Genomic DNA, 17,025 nt, shown 5'->3' with positions numbered 1-17,025 from the left:
ATGGCCGAACCAAAGAAGACCTGCGAACTGTTCGACTGCGGGCACCGCGCCTGTGGTGGCTGTGGGGCTGCACTGGCAGCCCGGCTTGTAACGCAGGCAGCCGGGACAAACACCATCGTGGTCAACTCGACCGGGTGCATGGAAGTATTCTCCACACCGTATCCCGAGACTGCCTGGAAGGTCCCGTGGATCCACTCGCTCTTCGAGAATGCTGCGGCGGTTGCATCAGGGATCGATGCAGCATTGAAAAAGCAGGGCCGGAACGAGAAGATCGTGATCATGGCCGGTGATGGTGCAACCTTCGATATCGGTATGATCTGTATCAGTGGTGCATTTGAGCGGGGGCACGACTTCACGTACATCTGCTACGACAACGAGGCCTATATGAACACCGGTATCCAGCGGTCCGGAGCAACGCCCTATGATGCGAGCACGACAACGAGCCCGGCTGGGAAGTGTTCCTTTGGGAACAAACGGCCCAAGAAGGACATGCCGGCGATCCTGGCTGCCCATGGCGCACCGTATGTGGCCACGGCATCTGTTGCATATCCTGCAGATCTGAAACAGAAAGTCGAGAAAGCGATCAACACCCCGGGGCCCTGCTACGTGCAGGTCCATGCCCCGTGCTGTACCGGGTGGGGTTTTGAAGGCGAACAGACCATCGCCATTGCCAAACTGGCGCTCGAGACCGGCCTCTGGGTGAACTTCGAGATGGTGGACGGAAAGGTTTCGAAGGTCAGGAAGGTTGTCAGGAAACCGGTCGAGGAGTACCTGAAGACCCAGAAACGGTTCCGCCATCTCTTCAAGCCCTCGCGGCAGGACGCGGAGATCGCCGCCATCCAGGCCATCGCCGACCGGAACGCTGAGAAATACGGGATCGATATCAAACTGAAAAAAGAATAATCCGGAACTCCAAAAAAGGATTTTTCCCTTTTTTCCATTCTTTGAATACCGGAACCGGTGATCTATTCAGGATACTTTTGAACGGCTTAAACACGACGGACCGTTAAAAATTTTTGAAGATGATTCAGTTCCGGAGACGTGTATAGATACAAAAATTCACACCCGGATGATGAACATTACAAGAATTCGGGAATTTTTTTAGGGTATAGTGCCATTTTAACTACCAGATCGTTAAGGAATTTAAGAGAGAAAAAAAAGAGTCAGAACATTGTTCCAAAATTCGGATCAAAAAAGTGTTCATGAGAAAGGACAAAAATATTGACGCTCCAGGGGCTTCGCCCCGCCGCTATGGCGCCCCAATTGCGATAACGTTGCATTATCAGGATCAGGCCTCCCGGAAATACAGAAGAATCACATGCGCCCCCGCCCCCAACGGGGGCAGGGTTGGCGCAAGGGGGCGTCCATCAGAGTAAAAAATTAGTCGCTGAAATGTGACTATACCCTTTTTTTAAAAAGGCTCCCCGCGACAGGAAGCTGTCATAATCCTGCCTGCCCCGCAACAATTCTTTCAACCGCACATCGATCTCCGGAAAAAAATTTTCAACCGACCCCTCATCCCCTGCCCGCGATTTTTCAATCGGGATCTGCTTGATCGGCGGTATCGCTCACGACGGAGACCGAAAAAAGGAGTAAAGTACGCTCTGAGTGAGTTAAGTACGTACCCGGCAGTCAAATGAGTTATTGACAACGTTTTTCACGATTGATACTTTTTCAGCAGGATCTGACGAGAAAAAAAAATTCGTTAAATATCCGATTCCGGAAGTGTTCTGGAAATGGCTGGCACTCCCTGATCCGGCCATCCCGGCGCAATGGCATCTCCGGCACCTTTGTGTTGAATACCGCCGATAAACAACGGGCGTTTCAAGGGGTTCTCCAATGAGCGTTTTTATGGAACCGGCTCGGGCCCCGCCATACCGAGGCCTTGAACCGGAGATCTATTGAAAATAATCCTGTTCCTGCGATTTTCAGTCTCCTTGTGTGAACCCCGTTCATGCCCGTTCCTGCTGAGCCGGTGATACAATAAACCAGCGATCCCATCATGCTTTTTCAGATGCTCTGAAAATACCCGAATCAGACCGCTATGTTTATTTTTAAAAACGAATTCTTCATTTAGTATGAAAGTTTTGCATTTCGCCTGTATCGGCCTGCTCGTCATGGCCGCCTTTATTGCCGGTTGCGCGAGCCAGCCGGCGCAGACCCCGGCAATGCCGGTATCCACAACCACGCCGACACCATCTGCCGCACCTGTCACGGCTGCAGGACCGACTCTCACCAGTACAACATGGACGCTTGGATGGTTATCCGGTGAAAATAAAATCTGGTCCAAGGTGGCAGAAGGGAGCACCATCACGGCAACCTTCCTGAATGAAGGGAAGGTCACGGGATCCGGAGGCTGCAACGGGTACTCATCAGATTACCAGCTTGGAAAAGAGTCCCGGATCTGGTTCAGGCGTCCGGTTGTCCCGCAGAATAACCTCTGCCAGACCCCCGTCGGTGTCATGAGCCAGGAATCGTATTACTTCACCGATCTCCAGGATGCAGAAACCTACTCAATAACCAATAACCAGCTCATCATGTTCGACCGCGACGGCAGGAAGATCCTGCAGTTCGATCCCTCCCCGTAAGTCATCAGCGCAGGTTGCGATGGAATGGTTTTGCATGGGGTTCGGGATTTCTCCCCCCATGTTTCTTTCACCTCATTTAACACCTTCTTCCGTCCTGCCATCAACATTATTAATAGGATACAGGGTGACATAGTAAGAGTCTGGGGCTCGTGGTCTAGTCGGTTATGACGTCGCCCTTACACGGCGGAGGTCGCCGGTTCGAATCCGGCCGGGCCCATCGTTTCTGAATTATTGTCTGGAATGGGGATGAATGTAAAATTCCCGTTGCTTTGCATAACGCTGGCAGTTGTACCTCAGAAAAAAAAGAAAGAAACGGGATGCTATTCTTTGCTGAACCCGATGAACTGAATCGCGAACGTCAGGTTCTGGCCGGCCAGGAGGTGGTTCTGGTCAACCGTGATGCTGGAATTATTGAAACTGAGTATTCTGACATAGGCTACAGCGCGGTCATTCGTCCGCCGGATCGAATAGGTATGCCCGACTTCCGGTTCGATATCCGGCGGGAGGATGGACCTGTTCATAACCATGATCAGATCTTCGCGGTACGGTCCGTATGCCTTATCGGAGGGAATAGTCACGGTCTTTGTTGAATTGGGTGCCATGCCGGTTACTGCCTCTTCAAGACCGGTGATAACTGCATGGTCACCAATGGTGAATACCAGGGGATTTCCTCCGGCATTGGAGTCAAATACCGTGCCGTTCTCAAAGGACCCGGTATAATATATCATTACTGTATCGCCGTTCTTTGCAACGAAAGGATTGAAGAGGATATACCCGGCAATGAGCGCTAAGAAAATTATCGCCGTTCCTGCAACGGCATACTGCATGCGTTGTTTCTTCCGGGCAGTCACGGCTTCTTTTCCCTTCAGTTTCTCGGACTTCTTCATGCTATCCTCACCTATTGTTCAGCCTGCCATGATAAACAGTTGTTTGAACGGTTGCTGAAAGCAGGGTGTACCATGATCAGCACGATTGTACTTTATTTATAGGTTAACAGCGCATCCGGTATACTGTTGAATATGGCGGACCAGGTACGGGTTGCAGACGTTGCGGGACGGAAGGTACAGTGGGATGCCGCGCAGATGCGGAAGATCCAGGAACATCCCTGTTTTTCGGAGAAAGCGTGCCACAACTTCGGCCGGTGCCATATACCGGTTGCCCCGAAATGCAATATCCAGTGCAATTACTGCATCCGCGACTTCGACTGCGTGAACGAGAGCCGGCCCGGTGTGACGACGCGGGTCCTGAATCCCGATGAAGCCATGGATATGGTAAAAAAAGTGGTTGACAAGTATAATTACATCAAGGTGGTCGGCATTGCAGGGCCCGGGGATCCGCTTGCAAACGAGGAGACCTTCGAGACTCTGAAACGACTGCACGAACAGTACCCCAACGTCATCAAGTGCATCAGTACCAACGGCCTGCTGCTCCCGGACAAAATCGACCTCCTGCAGAAATATGATGTTGGTAATATTACGGTAACGCTCAATGCTGTGGACCCGGAGATCGGAGCGAAGATCTACCAGTTCGTCGATTACCACGGCAAACGGTATACCGGGATTGAAGCGGCAAAGCTGCTCCTCTCCCAGCAGCTGAAAGGGATCGAGGAAGCGGTAAAACGGAATATGATTGTCAAGGTCAACACGGTTTATATCCCCGGCATCAACGAGGACCACATCCCCGCCATTGCAAAAAAGGTCGGCGAAATGGGTGTATATACCTTCAACCTCATCCCCCTCATCTCCCAGTACAAGTTTGCCGACATCGCCCCGCCAACGCAGGAGATGAAGCGCAAGATGCAGGATGAATGCTCAAAATATGTCAAACAGATGCGGCACTGCCAGCGATGCCGTGCCGACGCCATCGGCAAACTCGGGCACGATGTCCAGTCCTGCATGTACGAAAACCGGTAATTTTTCCGATCCTTCCCTTTTCATTTCCTTTCCTCAATACGCGTTTCCGGTTTTTTCCGGACCTGCCGGTAAAATTCACCGTTGCAGAAAAAACTGTATAACCGAACTGCATGCCCTTCCTTAGGGAGTCAGGCGGTAGCGTGGGAGGTCGATCGGATTCTCAAGACCGTTCTCCAGATAACGGTCCAATTCCCTGATGACCGGTTCCAGGGTGGAAGGAATTGCCGTATCTTCGGTAATCACCGTCTTGTTGCGGTAACTTATTCTGTACCGCAGGAGATCTGCACCACCACGGGCTGAGGTAAAATTCCCTTCAAGACTCACAAACCTGCTTTCATTGAATATCGCAATTACCGATTGCAGGTCGGACTGGTTGAGCGTTATCTCCCTGCTGATGCTCCGGCTATGTACGATGGCGGCACCGTTATCAAAGACCACCAGCCGGTCGTCTATGTCAGCGATCCCTCCAGACCTCTGGTAATCGATGAGAAGGGTGGGGTTTAGCGGGGATGGTTCCGGAATTGTTTTTGTACCGAGACATCCTGTCAGTGCTGTCGCTGTGATTACCAGTATCGCGCATAACGCTGTCGCCACCCTCATGGATATCCCGAGCTGATTGGGTTTTTCTTGTTATATCTGCAAAACGTCCGGTTTAGCCTGTTTCCCTGAAACCTTGCGTTCCGGGAGCACTTCCTCGAGCGCGGAGATCAGACCGTCAATCTTTTCGTTGTTGAAAGCAGCCCGGAACGCAGCAAGCTCTGCCGCGTTCATGATCATAATTCCTTTTTTCTTCATCGGGAGCCCGTTGTCGCCAACCGGGTTGATATCAATTGCCAGGGAAGCGGCGCGGTTCTTTGTCGCCGGGAGCCGGATGATCGACACTCCCCTGACCGACGTGTGTTTGCGTTCCCAATCCTGTCCCTCTTCAATAAAAGCCTTCAGCGTTGCTGCCAGTTCCATGACAGGAACTATTGATTTATATATTAAAATCATCTTCGTTCTTATCCTGCCTTCCCGGGAAGTGTCTGGAAGTTCGCTGCCTTCAGAAACAGCATAATAAGTCTCCGGGATAAACTGGTGAGGGTATATATCCGATGCCTTGCCTGACACTTCGACACGACCAGCCGTTCAGTCTGGATGCCACCCTCTCCTGCGGACAGGTGTTCCGCTGGAACCGCATGGATGACAGCTGGTGGTACGGGGTTGTGGGTGACCGTGTCATCAGGATACGGCAGGACGGGAACCGGCTGACGTACGAGGGAGCGCCTGCATCGTTCATCGTTCATTATTTCTCTCTCGATACCGATCTTGTGGCAATCCTCAACTCTATCGATACCGATCCGTTCATCCATGCATGCATTGAAAAGAACCGGGGGCTCCGCCTCGTACGGCAGCCCCCGTGGGAATGCACAATCTCCTATATCTGTTCCACCAATTCCAATATCCCAACGATCCGCCGCAGGATCGCCTCCATCGCGGAGAAGTTCGGGAAACGCATTGAATTCCGGGGGCGCGTGTACCATACGTTCCCGGAACCGTCCTCTATTATCTGTGAAGGCCATAGCGGGCTCACCGAATGCCGGCTCGGGTACCGGCAATCCTATGTTTTCGGTACATCATCCTCAGTTACCAATGCAAAGGACTGGGCAAACGCGATCAGCCGGCTCCCTTACGCGGATGCCCGCAAAGAGCTGATGACACTTGAAGGCGTCGGCCCGAAAGCTGCCGACTGCATCCTGCTCTTTGCGTTCCAGAAGTACGAGGCATTCCCGGTCGATGTCTGGATCCGCCGGATCATGGCGGAGCACTACCTGCCAGAGTTATCTGCAGATACCCCGCTTACGAACCGCGACTATGATACGATCCACCGGTTTGCCCGGAGGCATTTCGGGAACTATTGCGGATGGGCGCAGGAATACCTGTACGCGGGGAGGGTGAGGTAAGGAGAATAATCGGATGGTGTTTCCCTGGAAATGATCCCTTCACAGGGAATATAAAAAAACAGGATTGGATCTTACGTCCCGATATCCCAGCTGCACGAGTATTTCTTCTGCTCTTTGGTGAGGGTATCGATGGAGAGGCCCAGCGATGCGAGCTTGAGGTTTGCCACCTGCTCGTCAATCTCGTTTGGCACCTCATATACACCGCCCTTGAGCTTCTTCCCGTTCTTTGCGATATGGAGCGTGCAGAGCGCCTGAAGGGCGAAACTTAAATCCATGACCTCGATGGGATGGCCCATACCTTTGGGGGTGGCGAGGTTGACGAGCCTTCCCTCGGCAAGGACGTGGACGGCCTTCTTCCCGAGCATGAACGTCTCGATGCCGTCGCGCTGGATGATCTTTCCGGCGTTCTTATGAAGCCAGTCGATATCGATCTCGACGTTGAAGTGACCGGCGTTCGACAGGATGGCACCGTCCTTCAGCTTTTTAAAGTGCCGTGCACCGATGACCGCAACATTGCCGGTCGTTGTGACAAAGATATCTCCCACTGCCGCCGCTTCATCCATCGACATGACCATGAAACCGTCCATGTGGGCTTCAAGGGCACGCCGCGGGTCGACCTCCGTGATGATGACCTTGGCGCCGAGCCCGTGGGCTTTCCGTGCAAGGCCGCGGCCGCAGAACCCGTACCCTGCAACGACGAAGTACTTGCCGGCAATCAGGGTGTTCGTCGTGATCATGATGGATGACAGGGCACTCTCTCCGGTCCCGTGGACATTGTCGAAGAACCGTTTCATCGGGGTATCGTTCACCGCAATGACCGGGAACTCGAGCTTCCGGTCCGCTGCCATGGCACGGAGGCGGTGGATCCCGGTTGTTGTCTCCTCGCAGCCCCCGATGACATTTTTTATGAGGTCGCGGCGCTTTGTGTGGATGTAATGGATGAGGTCCATCCCGTCGTCGATGGTAATGACCGGCTTTGCATCGAGCACCCGGTCAATTGCCTCATAATATTCGTCGACCGTGCATGCCCGCTTTGCATAACAGTGCACGTTCTTCACGTGGTTGAGGGCCTCGGCAACATCATCCTGCGTTGAGAGCGGGTTGCAGCCGGTGATGTGCACCGTTGCTCCCCCGGCGGCAAGCGTGGAGACGAGGTTTGCGGTCTTGGCCTCGACGTGGAGCGCCATACCGATCGTCATGCCGGCAAAGGGTTTCTCCTTCTCGAACTGTTTTTTTATGGCCGCGAGCACCGGCATGTACTGCGCCGCCCATTCGATCTTTAATTTTCCTGAGTTCATGGAAATCCTCATGGGGGGAAATCCCGGTAAAACCGGCTTTCCGGATACTGACTACCCTATGAATAGGGACGGCAGGTTACATAAAAACTCCGCGGGGTATCCTGCGTGGGAAATGTAGATAGTTCCGGCCGGGAAAGAATGTACCCGATGGTGCTCACGCGACGGATCATTCCCTGCCTCGATCTCAAGGATGGCAGGGTTGTGAAAGGGACAAACTTCCTTGGTCTCCGGGATGCAGGCGACCCGGTCGAGCTGGCCGGGCGGTATAACGAGCAGGGAGCAGACGAAGTGGTCTTCCTCGATATCACCGCATCGAAAGAGAAGCGGGGGATCATTGTCGGACTCATCAAGCGTGCAGCCGACCAGCTCTTCCTCCCGCTCACCGTCGGGGGCGGGCTGAAATCGATTGATGATATCCAGCAGATCCTCCGGGCCGGCGCCGATAAGGTGAGCCTCAATACGAGTGCTGTGCACGATCCCGCGCTCATCACCCGCGGGGCTGAGGCTTTCGGCACCCAGTGCATTGTCTGCGCAATGGACGTGCGCCGGAACTTTACTCCCAATCCGGAAGCAATCCCGGTACAGCTCACTGACGGCAGAACCTGCTGGTATGAAGTGGTGATCTATGGCGGGAGCAGGCCAACCGGCATCGATGCAGTTGCCTGGGCAAAGGAGGCCGAGGAACGGGGAGCCGGTGAAATCCTTCTCACCAGCATGGAAACCGATGGCACGAAGAACGGGTTCGATATTGCGATCACCTCCGCGATATCCGATACAGCCGGTATACCGGTGATTGCGAGCGGGGGGGTTGGCACCCTCGAACACTTTTATGACGGGTTTGTGAACGGGAAGGCAGATGCCTGTCTTGCGGCAAGCGTCTTCCATTACGGCGAATTCACGGTAAAAGATGTAAAAGAATACCTCAGGGGCCGGGGTATCCCGGTACGGCTCTGAGGTCGAACTCGAACGCTGCAACAGGGTGCTCGAGCTCGAAGGCGGTGAGCACGGCAGGGTGGATCTCGCCGAAGACCCCGACTCTTTTTCCGGCAACGATAATATCGCCGCGCCGCCCGTCGATAAAGGCCGGGTCAGCCGATTCCCTCACGGTATAATCGACAGAGAGCTCGTGAAGCACGGCATCGGCCGATGCGTACGCCTCCGAGAAATCCGCATCGGGATGAGTGCTGACGCCCGCTGCCTGCTGATGGGTCCTGCAGTCCACGACAACGTCGCCGACCGTGAAGAGGCGCTGGGGGAGCTCCCGGTGGCGGTTGAAGGTGAGGAACTCGAGGAGCAGGGGGAGAAGTTCCGTCCTCACGACTGTGTTCTCGACAGTGATCGGATGCAGTACGCGAAGCACACCCTTTGTCTCCGGGCGCTGCATCCGTGCGTACATGACTTCCTCGCTGGTCAGCGTGAACGGCATCACCTCGAGATAACCGAGCCCCGTAAAGGCTTCCCGTGCAAGAACCATCGCGACCTGGACAGGGTGGGGTTTACCCACGGTGGAGGTCTTCGGCGGGTGGGACTCAAGCCTGTCATACCCGTACGCGATCCCCACGTCCTCAAAGAGATCCCAGTCATGCATGATATCGGCCCGGTAACAGGGCACTTTCACCATCACCGTGTCTGCACCGGCAGGTTCAGCTCCGAAACGCATCCTCTTCAGGAGTTCCGCCATCGATGACGCAGTCAGGTCAGCACCGAGGAGGCGGGAGCACTCCTTCACGCTCACGGTCCGTTCAGCCGGTGTGAGGGTGGGGGTCTGTACCCCTTCGATCTCCACGCTCCCGATGGCCGCCCCGGCCTCTGCCATGGCCGTGCAGATGATGTTGACGGCAACAGAGACCGCCCGCCGGTCGGTGCCGGTGGTGTCGAGCAGGATGTTCTTCGTGTTGATGGTCACCCGCGTCCGCTCGCCGTTGATGATAGGCGGGAACGAGAGGACATGGTCGTCCCGGTCAACAATAAGCGGGAAGAGGGGGAAGTCATTCACGATCTTTGCATAATCCCTGCCCTTCGGGTGCTTTTCAAGGATTTCGTCCATCGTCATCTCTTCTGAGTAGTCGAGCGGCACGAACTTCCTGCTCCGGGGGGAGGCAAGGTAGCGGAAGGGCGGTTTCACGGTATCCATGTCATGGATCCCGATGGCAACCTTCGACCGGCCCCGGCCGACTGCCCAGTGGAGAGACTCCTGGAGGGACATGATGCTCTGGATGGACTCATCGTCAAAAGAAACACCCCGTATTACTGCAGCACCCAGGACCGGGCGGATGTTTGCCAGTTTCGGGTCGATGGTGAACGAGATACCTGACGGTTTGACCGGGTACAGGGGGAGGCCGGTCTCGATACCGAGATACCCCCGCATGGCCCGGGCAACTCCTTCCGGGGAGAACAGGTCAGGCCGGTCCGGGAAGAACTCCACGTCCGCGTGGTCTTCCTCGAGGCGCTCGATATCGGAACCGATGAGGGGCACCTTTTCGAGGATTGTTTTCCGATCGGTGCGGGTCAGCCGCTCGAGATACCTGTAGGGGAGGGTGATGACCGCCATTTCAGATCCCTCCCCTTGCCCTGCGAAGCGATGGTGTCTCGCGGAGGAACGCCACGTCGCTTTTGTGGAGGAGCCGGAGATCCTTGAGACCGAGACGGAGCATCGCGATACGGCTGACGCCAAGGCCCCATGCAAGGACCGGGTAACTGATACCAATCGGTGCCGTGACCTCCTCGCGGAAGACGCCGGCCCCGCCCATCTCGATCCAGCCGATGCCGTCGATATACACTTCAGCATCGAGGCTCGGCTCGGTGTAGGGATAATAGGAGGGCTTGAACCGCACGCTCGTGAAACCCATGCGGTTGTAGAACTCGCGGAGGATCCCGAGCAGGTTCGCAAACGAGACATCCTCGTCCATCACAATCCCTTCGAGCTGCTCGAACTCGGCAAGGTGGGTGGTGTCGATCGTCTCGCGCCGGTAGACCCGTCCAACCGCGAACGCTTTGACCGGAGGATTCCTGTTCCGGGCAAGGTGCTGGATTGAGAGGCTTGTTGTGTGGGTGCGGAGCACGCACTGCTCGGCCTTCTCCTCCTTCCAGGTTCCGCCCCAGCCGGTCGAGGACGTCTCGCCGCCGGACAGGTGCATGGCCTTCACCTTCTCCCATCCCGGCGGAAGCGGCAGGGTCTCTCTGAGGTAGAACGTATCCTGCATCTCGCGGGCCGGATGGTCCTGCGGCTGGAAGAGGGCATCGAAGTTCCAGAAGGACTGCTGGACAATGTCTCCGTAGAGCTCCTCGAAGCCCATATCGAGCAGGATCTCCCTCATCTCCTGGATGATCCGCTGGTAAGGGTGGATCTTCCCGGGGCAGGTTTTCTTCGGGAGCTTGGTTACATCATAGCGGCGGAGGTTTGCGGTCTTCCAGCTTCCCGACAGGATCATCTCGCGGGTGAGGGTGCCGGTCTCTTCCCGGAGATCGAGGCCTTTCTTCGCGAGTTCGAGCCCTGTGGGGGTGATGGCAATGACATTCCGGACCGTCTCACATTCCTGCAGGATCCCGCGCCTGATCAGTTCTTTTGTCCTCGGGCTGGTGGCATCCGGATTTTTCAGGGCCGATTCATCCTCATCGGTCGACGCACCCGGGACTTTTGATACCTGTGTCCCAACGACCGTGATCAGTTTCTTCTTCCGAAGCTGGCCGAACCCGATCCGGAACGCCTCGTGCTTCTGGAGATCGGCAAGTTGTGTCCCCGGCAGGATAAAGCGGAGGAGCTGCGTCTCGGGAAGGCCGTTCTGTGCATAGGTCTTCCCTTCATCGGTGAACGTGAACTCCTTTACCACGATCCGTTCCACCGCGGCAAGTCCCTTGTCTTCCAGCAGGTGGCCCCACTGCACGACCGCCTCGGGAGTTGCACCCAGCAGGCCGGCGATATGCGGGGCATCCGCTTTCTTTTCCTTCTCAAGCACAGCAAGCAGCCGTTTCTCGTTCTGTGTCAGTTCCGCCATCTTACACCTGTATCCTGTCCGCGCATGCGTCCATCTTCTCCCGGAAATCTTTCAGGAACGTAACAACCCGCTCTGCAGTCTCCTTCTTGCACTGCCCGCAGGTGACCTCGCCGGCCATGCACTTCCGTTTTATCTCCGCAAGCTCGGTATCGTCCGTCACCATGTGGAAGAGGTTGAGGAGGTAGAGCGAGCACTTGTCCGGTTCGCCGCCAAGGCGTTTCTGCTCCTCGAGGGTCATTCTCCCGCCGGTGATCCCGCTCATTACCTTCTTTCTCACGACCGCCTCGGGCTCGTAGAACGAGATGATGCTCTCCGGGATGCTCGACGACATCTTGCCGCCGGTGAGTCCCGGCATGAAGATATGGTAGGTGGATGAGGGGGTATAGAACGCGAACCCGCCGTGTGCCCGCTCGATGGTACGCACCTTCTCCTTCACATCGGCGCACTGCGCCCCTTTGATGTCCACGTGCCCTTCGTACTTTTTCGCGTGCGGGAAGGCTTTTTTAATGGCTTCCATTGCTGCATCGGGGGCATTCTTCGACCGGACACTGATGTACCCGTCCCGCTCCTCGACCGTGAACATCCGCATCTTGTGGGCGATCCCCCGTGTCAGCCGGAGATGCGGGTCCTGGTCGGTTCCGACCGGCACGAGCGTCGGTGCCGGTTCCCGGTCGATCTGGGGGTAGAGGATATCGGCCACCTGCGTGATGACGGCGTCCGCGTGGGCGAGATCAGTGTCGGGGCCGAAACCGTAGATCGCCGTCAGTTCCGAGAAGTTCACCTTTGTCGCCGCTTCGAAAGCAAGGTCCTTGAGCCGGTTGTTCCTGCTCTGGAAATACGTCGTCCCGTCAAAACCGAGCGCATACAGGCAGGCAAGGTATTCCTTCCCGAACTCGTTGCACTTCTCCCACGACAGGCCCCGGACCGCGTGCGCTTCGCGGTCGGCGATCGTGATATACCCGTTCCCGCCCTGCTGCACATGCCAGACCACCTCCTTCATCACCATGAGGTGGCCAAGATGCGGATGGCCGCTCGGCATGAACCCGGTGAGGATGTGGAATGGCGTCTTGTTCCGGATCGCCCGTGCGATCGGGAGGTAGTCGCGGTGGCCGACAACGATGCCCCGCCGCATGAAGTACGGGATCTCGGGGAGTTCTGCCATCACCGGTGCGATGGGGTCGATACCGAAATCGGAAAACGTCTTCTCGATATCAAGGGACGGGGTGCTTGACCAGGGGTTGATCTGCGGTTCTGCCATGGTAGTGACTCTAGAGTTTGATCCGGGCGAATTCCACGAACTGGATTCCGGAGGAATGTACGGCGCCAAAGAACATCTTCTTTTTGACCGAATGCGCCATCCGTACGGATCGGGAGATGATGCTCATCGGGAAGGAAGCCTCCTTTTCAACGGCATGGACGAGCAGGTCGGAGTGGACATTCTTCCCGCAGTACACCCGGAAGTGGTGCCCGAACTTGTAGCCGGTCCGAGGCGTATAGTCATGGGACCGGAGCTCGGCATAGACCGCATTTTTCAACCCCAGCTCGGCGTCGGTCTCGCCGGCAAGGGTGGTGAATTCTTCCAGCCCAACGGGTTCTCCATTGCGCATGAGAGTGACGGTCCCTTTCCCTATCAGAAAGGATAGTTCTACCGGGGACAGTATCAGCCGGCCGGGATCGAGGCGTTTCCCGTACCCTGCCTGTTCAAGATCGGATCCTTCGGGAACGGAAACCATCGCGGATTTCCCAACGAGCACCGCATCATGCCGCCCGGGTGCAGGGAGCGTGCTGCAGGCATCGGCGAGCTTCGGGAGCTTGATCTCGTAATACGTGAGCTCGTCCTCGTCATCAACCACTGCAAGCACGTACTGCTTGCGCATGTTCTTTGAAGCGACGACCTCCTCGATAAGTTTCCCGAAGCGGATCGGGTCGCGTTCCGAGAGGACCCGGACAAGATACAGGGACTCGCCCTTCCCGGGCCCCTCGCCGCGCCTGAAGACGCGGAAGTCGTGGGGGCCGGTCTGGACAACGTACCCCCGCTCCCGCAGGTCGCGGTATACAAGGAAACTTCGCAAAAACCCGGGCTGTTCCCCGAATTCCGCGAACAGGGACTCGAACGTATGCCCGGGCACCTCGATCTTCTGGCGGTGGAGGAGGTAGAGGGTTTCCTGCGGCGAAAGCCGCAGGCATTCGCCCTCCGGCCTGCCGTACCCGCTCTGGTCATAGAGGGACCGCCCGTCCTTCCCGAGCCTCACTGCCGTTCCATCAATAACCGCTTTCACTACCGGATCTATTGTTGCCGTGGGGATATAAGGGCGGCGGGGGGAGAGTGGCCAGGTAATACCGTGCGCATCATGTGGTGGCATTCCCTGTTTACTTAGGGATTACGATCCGGCCATTTTCCTCTTTCTGCCAGCGCGTGGTTCGTGTCCGGAAGGCATGGGAAGGAACCGAAGTACTCCTTAGGAAATACAAAAGAAATACTGACAAACTGCGGGCCGATCGCCTTTAAAAAGGGAAAAATCGAACCTGTATAGTCCAATCGTATCTCATAAGTATGCTGAATTGCACGTCCCCGCGGATGAACACCATTCCGGGAAACCTCGGGTAATACTATAGGATACACGGGCCCCCACACCGGAATTGTTTCCCGTGCCAGAACAGGTGGCGGAAAGATGATGGTGACCGAATACAACGACCCCGGATACCGGCCGATGAGCATGCTCAACCTCGCGGGTTTCCTCTCACGGTCCGCGGTGAACGGACCGGGCATCCGGGCCGTTGTCTGGGTGCAGGGATGCCCCTTCCGCTGCGAAGGGTGCTTCAACGGGCAGTTCCAGTCCTTTTCTCCGGCAACGCTGGTTGATCCCGACGACCTTGCCAGGGCAATCCTTTCCATCCCCGGTATTGACGGTGTTACCTTCTCGGGCGGAGAACCGTTTGCCCAGGCCGGCCCGCTTGCGGAACTCGGGGAACGGCTCCGCAGGGCCGGCCTGTCCGTGATAACCTATTCCGGTTATACCACGGAACAGCTTGCAGAAGGAAACGATCCCACGTGGCCCGCACTCCTCGCAGTTACGGATCTCCTCATCACCGGCCCCTATGTTGCCGGCCTGGCGGCACCGGACCCGCTGAAGGGATCCGCGAACCAGCAGGTGATCGCGCTTGGCACGAGGATTCCCGTCCCCCGGAAAGCAGCCTGTCCGGCCGGCGCCGGCAGCAGGATGGAATTTACCATCGCCCCTGATGGCACCGTGACAACGACCGGGTTCCCGACACCGGCGCTCGTCACAGAGTTTTCATCGCGCTGCGGGGGTTCATGAGATGTCGCATTACAGCCGGGTCAAGACGCAGTTCCGCCACCGCGAGGCGCTCGTGACCTGTCTTGAGAACCTCGGGTACGAGGTTGAGACGGATACGGTGATCCGCGGCCACCATGGCGAGCACGAGGTGGACATCGCGGCGAAGATCCGGAAAGGGTACGGGATCGGTTTTGTGAAGAGCCCCGATGGCACCTATGACATGGTCGCCGACTGGTGGGGCGTTGCGGGAACCGACGAGCGGAAGATCACGCAGGAACTTGCCGGGCAGGCCGCTTCCATCCAGAAGGAGTATGCCAGGAAGATGGTCCTCCAACAGGCAGCGCAGGACGGGTTTGAGGTCATATCCCAGACCGAGGAGCAGGACGGCACGCTCCGGATCGTTGTCAGGAGGTGGGAGTGATGCAGTTCCATGAACCGGATTTCTCGCGGAGGCTCAATGTCTCGCTGCGTGCCCGCGTCACCCTCATCGTCGTGATGACGCCCGAGGAGGAGCGGGTGACGACAAAGATCAGGGAGGTGTGCGACACGTGGGACCCGCCCCGGCAGTGCGTGACTTGGGATGCCGTTGACGGGTTTGCGGTGATTGCGGGGAACAAAAACTTCCACACCCAGTCCCGCGACCCGCTCGCCGCGCTTGACGATATCCAGAAGACCGACGAGAACGCGGTGATCGTGCTCAAGGACTTCCACGAGTACTGGAACAACCCGCAGGTCAAGCGCCGGATCCGGAACTTCTCCCAGAAATTCCGGTACAACCGCCGCACCATCGTGATCATCACCCCGGCCACCCGCGTGCCGGAGGAGATCCGGGACGATGCGGTCCTTGTCCACTTCCCCCCTCCGGGGGCAGCCGAACTCTCGGCAGATCTTGACCTGCTCCTTGCAACGAGCGGCATCACCCATGCGCTGACGAAGGCAGGGCGGGAGAAGATTATCCAGGCGGCGCTCGGCATGACCCTGAACCAGGCCCGCCGCTCGTTCTCCAAGGCTATCGTGACGAAAGGAACGCTCGACGATTCCGATATCGATGCCATCATCGCCGACAAGCGGGATATCCTCTCGCAGTCAGACGCGCTCGAGTTCTACAGCCTGACCGAGACCCCCGAGAATGTCGGCGGCCTTGCAGTGCTCAAGGACTGGCTCCGCCTCCGCGAGCGGGCGTTCACCGGCGAGGCCCGGGACTACGGCCTTCCCTCCCCCAAGGGGATCGCCCTTATCGGCATCCCGGGCACCGGCAAAAGCCTGACCGCGAAGATGATCGCGGACCTCTGGCACCTCCCCCTCCTCCGCCTCGACGTGGGGGCTCTCTTCGGGAGCCTTGTCGGCGAATCCGAGGAGCGGACGCGCCGGGCCCTCTCCCTTGCCGAGACGATCGCCCCGTGCATCCTCTGGGTGGACGAGATCGAGAAGGCGTTCGCGTTCGGGAGCGGGGATGCCGGCACGAGCCAGCGGGTCTTTGCCCACCTCCTGACCTGGATGCAGGACAAGACCTCGCCCTGCTTTGTCGTGGCAACGGCGAACAACATCGCAGCCCTCCCGCCTGAACTCCTCCGGAAGGGGCGGTTCGACGAGATCTTCTTTCTGGACCTGCCGAGCCCTGCCGAGCGGCGGGAGATCTTTTCCGTGCACCTGAAAAAGCGCAAGTGCGTGCCTGCCGACTATGACCTTGACCTGCTCGCCCGCGAGAGCGAGGGGTATGTGGGGGCAGAGATCGAACAGACCATCATCGATGCCATGTACCTTGCCTTCAACGACAGCATGCGGAGGGTGACCACGGAAGATATCCTCTCCTGCATCCGCAGGCAGGTCCCCCTCTCGATCTCCCAGCGCGAGACGGTTGCGTTGCTCAGGTCGTACCTTGCTGAAGGGAGGGCGGTCTCTGCATCCCGCGCAGCCGCCCGCAGCGAGGTCCCGCCCTCAGAGAAGACGATCGCGCTCGAGACGTTCGACACCGCACGGACGTGATGC

At 57.2% G+C, this 17,025-nt stretch carries 16 protein-coding genes and 1 tRNA gene; 9 read left to right on the top strand and 8 right to left on the bottom strand.

The annotated features are described in order from the left end of the window. From A4E33_RS12865 to A4E33_RS12855, 3 genes are all read left to right on the top strand, one after another. A complete protein-coding gene (locus tag A4E33_RS12865) occupies positions 1-903 on the top strand; it encodes a thiamine pyrophosphate-dependent enzyme (RefSeq protein WP_292348663.1) in 903 nt (300 codons plus the stop codon). A 1,175-nt stretch (positions 904-2,078) separates the two neighbouring features. Continuing rightward, positions 2,079-2,588, top strand: coding sequence for an META domain-containing protein (locus tag A4E33_RS12860; protein ID WP_292348661.1), 510 nt, complete (start codon positions 2,079-2,081; stop codon positions 2,586-2,588). Positions 2,589-2,731: 143 nt separating this feature from the next. After that, positions 2,732-2,805, top strand: a tRNA-Val gene (locus tag A4E33_RS12855). Between the two features lie 103 nt (positions 2,806-2,908). Here A4E33_RS12855 and A4E33_RS12850 read toward each other — a convergent pair. Next, on the bottom strand, positions 2,909-3,475 hold the full coding sequence (locus tag A4E33_RS12850; RefSeq protein WP_292348658.1) for a peptidylprolyl isomerase: 567 nt from the start codon (positions 3,473-3,475) through the stop codon (positions 2,909-2,911). A 132-nt stretch (positions 3,476-3,607) separates the two neighbouring features. On the opposite strand from A4E33_RS12850, the gene nifB reads away from it, so the two are divergent. Next, positions 3,608-4,501, top strand: coding sequence for a nitrogenase cofactor biosynthesis protein NifB (gene nifB / locus A4E33_RS12845; protein WP_292348656.1), 894 nt, complete (start codon positions 3,608-3,610; stop codon positions 4,499-4,501). A 120-nt stretch (positions 4,502-4,621) separates the two neighbouring features. Here nifB and A4E33_RS12840 read toward each other — a convergent pair whose 3' ends face one another. Beyond that, a complete protein-coding gene (locus A4E33_RS12840; protein ID WP_292348654.1) occupies positions 4,622-5,101 on the bottom strand; it encodes a hypothetical protein in 480 nt (159 codons plus the stop codon). Positions 5,102-5,131: 30 nt separating this feature from the next. Then, positions 5,132-5,461 (bottom strand): hypothetical protein, encoded by a 330-nt coding sequence (locus A4E33_RS12835; protein WP_292348653.1) that lies wholly within the window; start codon positions 5,459-5,461, stop codon positions 5,132-5,134. Positions 5,462-5,595: 134 nt separating this feature from the next. On the opposite strand from A4E33_RS12835, the gene A4E33_RS12830 reads away from it, so the two are divergent. Then, the gene (locus tag A4E33_RS12830; protein ID WP_292348651.1) at positions 5,596-6,444 is read left to right on the top strand and encodes a DNA-3-methyladenine glycosylase; all 849 of its coding nucleotides are present in this window, start codon (positions 5,596-5,598) and stop codon (positions 6,442-6,444) included. A 71-nt stretch (positions 6,445-6,515) separates the two neighbouring features. On the opposite strand, the gene A4E33_RS12825 is transcribed toward A4E33_RS12830, so the two are convergent. Next, positions 6,516-7,742, bottom strand: a complete 1,227-nt coding sequence (locus tag A4E33_RS12825; protein ID WP_292348650.1) for an adenosylhomocysteinase — start codon at positions 7,740-7,742, stop codon at positions 6,516-6,518. 147 nt (positions 7,743-7,889) lie between these two features. Here A4E33_RS12825 and hisF point away from each other — a divergent pair, with 147 nt between their 5' ends. Beyond that, complete coding sequence (gene hisF / locus A4E33_RS12820; protein ID WP_292348895.1) at positions 7,890-8,696, top strand: imidazole glycerol phosphate synthase subunit HisF; 807 nt, start codon at positions 7,890-7,892, stop codon at positions 8,694-8,696. Here hisF and pheT read toward each other — a convergent pair. Genes pheT through endA form a run of 4 tightly spaced genes read right to left on the bottom strand, consistent with a single transcriptional unit; the run spans position 8,665 to position 14,016 of the window. Beyond that, on the bottom strand, positions 8,665-10,293 hold the full coding sequence (gene pheT / locus A4E33_RS12815; protein ID WP_292348648.1) for a phenylalanine--tRNA ligase subunit beta: 1,629 nt from the start codon (positions 10,291-10,293) through the stop codon (positions 8,665-8,667). The two genes, hisF and pheT, sit on opposite strands and share 32 nt — an antisense overlap. Position 10,294: 1 nt before the next feature. Then, positions 10,295-11,737 (bottom strand): phenylalanine--tRNA ligase subunit alpha, encoded by a 1,443-nt coding sequence (locus tag A4E33_RS12810; RefSeq protein WP_292348646.1) that lies wholly within the window; start codon positions 11,735-11,737, stop codon positions 10,295-10,297. Position 11,738: 1 nt separating this feature from the next. Then, complete coding sequence (locus tag A4E33_RS12805) at positions 11,739-12,995, bottom strand: tryptophan--tRNA ligase (protein WP_292348645.1); 1,257 nt, start codon at positions 12,993-12,995, stop codon at positions 11,739-11,741. Between the two features lie 10 nt (positions 12,996-13,005). After that, positions 13,006-14,016 (bottom strand): tRNA-intron lyase, encoded by a 1,011-nt coding sequence (endA, locus tag A4E33_RS12800; protein WP_292348643.1) that lies wholly within the window; start codon positions 14,014-14,016, stop codon positions 13,006-13,008. Positions 14,017-14,409: 393 nt separating this feature from the next. Here endA and A4E33_RS12795 point away from each other — a divergent pair, with 393 nt between their 5' ends. Genes A4E33_RS12795 through A4E33_RS12785 form a run of 3 tightly spaced genes read left to right on the top strand, consistent with a single transcriptional unit; the run spans position 14,410 to position 17,022 of the window. Next, entirely contained in the window at positions 14,410-15,057 is a 648-nt protein-coding gene (locus tag A4E33_RS12795; protein WP_292348642.1) for a 4Fe-4S single cluster domain-containing protein, read from the top strand. A 1-nt stretch (position 15,058) separates the two neighbouring features. Beyond that, the gene (locus tag A4E33_RS12790; RefSeq protein WP_292348640.1) at positions 15,059-15,457 is read left to right on the top strand and encodes a DUF1257 domain-containing protein; all 399 of its coding nucleotides are present in this window, start codon (positions 15,059-15,061) and stop codon (positions 15,455-15,457) included. Continuing rightward, complete coding sequence (locus A4E33_RS12785) at positions 15,457-17,022, top strand: AAA family ATPase (RefSeq protein ID WP_292348638.1); 1,566 nt, start codon at positions 15,457-15,459, stop codon at positions 17,020-17,022. The genes A4E33_RS12790 and A4E33_RS12785 overlap by 1 nt, the downstream gene beginning before the upstream one ends. Positions 17,023-17,025: the final 3 nt, after the last annotated feature.

Source organism: Methanoregula sp. PtaB.Bin085 (assembly GCF_002067035.1).
In the GTDB taxonomy this organism is placed as follows: domain Archaea; phylum Halobacteriota; class Methanomicrobia; order Methanomicrobiales; family Methanospirillaceae; genus Methanoregula.
The sequence above is the reverse complement of the archived record's forward strand: the minus strand, read 5'-3'. Positions and strand labels throughout refer to the sequence as shown.

What these genes read in the sequence shown, in the direction of transcription:
- A4E33_RS12835 (WP_292348653.1), bottom strand. Translation starts at nt 5,461, where the DNA reads ATGGAACTGGCAGCAACGCTGAAGGCTTTTATTGAAGAGGGACAGGAT.
- A4E33_RS12860 (WP_292348661.1), top strand. Translation starts at nt 2,079, where the DNA reads ATGAAAGTTTTGCATTTCGCCTGTATCGGCCTGCTCGTCATGGCCGCC.
- A4E33_RS12805 (WP_292348645.1), bottom strand. Translation starts at nt 12,995, where the DNA reads ATGGCAGAACCGCAGATCAACCCCTGGTCAAGCACCCCGTCCCTTGAT.
- hisF (WP_292348895.1), top strand. Translation starts at nt 7,890, where the DNA reads ATGGTGCTCACGCGACGGATCATTCCCTGCCTCGATCTCAAGGATGGC.
- A4E33_RS12795 (WP_292348642.1), top strand. Translation starts at nt 14,410, where the DNA reads ATGATGGTGACCGAATACAACGACCCCGGATACCGGCCGATGAGCATG.
- pheT (WP_292348648.1), bottom strand. Translation starts at nt 10,293, where the DNA reads ATGGCGGTCATCACCCTCCCCTACAGGTATCTCGAGCGGCTGACCCGC.
- A4E33_RS12790 (WP_292348640.1), top strand. Translation starts at nt 15,059, where the DNA reads ATGTCGCATTACAGCCGGGTCAAGACGCAGTTCCGCCACCGCGAGGCG.
- A4E33_RS12830 (WP_292348651.1), top strand. Translation starts at nt 5,596, where the DNA reads ATGCCTTGCCTGACACTTCGACACGACCAGCCGTTCAGTCTGGATGCC.
- A4E33_RS12785 (WP_292348638.1), top strand. Translation starts at nt 15,457, where the DNA reads ATGCAGTTCCATGAACCGGATTTCTCGCGGAGGCTCAATGTCTCGCTG.
- A4E33_RS12840 (WP_292348654.1), bottom strand. Translation starts at nt 5,101, where the DNA reads ATGAGGGTGGCGACAGCGTTATGCGCGATACTGGTAATCACAGCGACA.
- A4E33_RS12825 (WP_292348650.1), bottom strand. Translation starts at nt 7,742, where the DNA reads ATGAACTCAGGAAAATTAAAGATCGAATGGGCGGCGCAGTACATGCCG.
- A4E33_RS12865 (WP_292348663.1), top strand. Translation starts at nt 1, where the DNA reads ATGGCCGAACCAAAGAAGACCTGCGAACTGTTCGACTGCGGGCACCGC.
- A4E33_RS12810 (WP_292348646.1), bottom strand. Translation starts at nt 11,737, where the DNA reads ATGGCGGAACTGACACAGAACGAGAAACGGCTGCTTGCTGTGCTTGAG.
- A4E33_RS12850 (WP_292348658.1), bottom strand. Translation starts at nt 3,475, where the DNA reads ATGAAGAAGTCCGAGAAACTGAAGGGAAAAGAAGCCGTGACTGCCCGG.
- nifB (WP_292348656.1), top strand. Translation starts at nt 3,608, where the DNA reads ATGGCGGACCAGGTACGGGTTGCAGACGTTGCGGGACGGAAGGTACAG.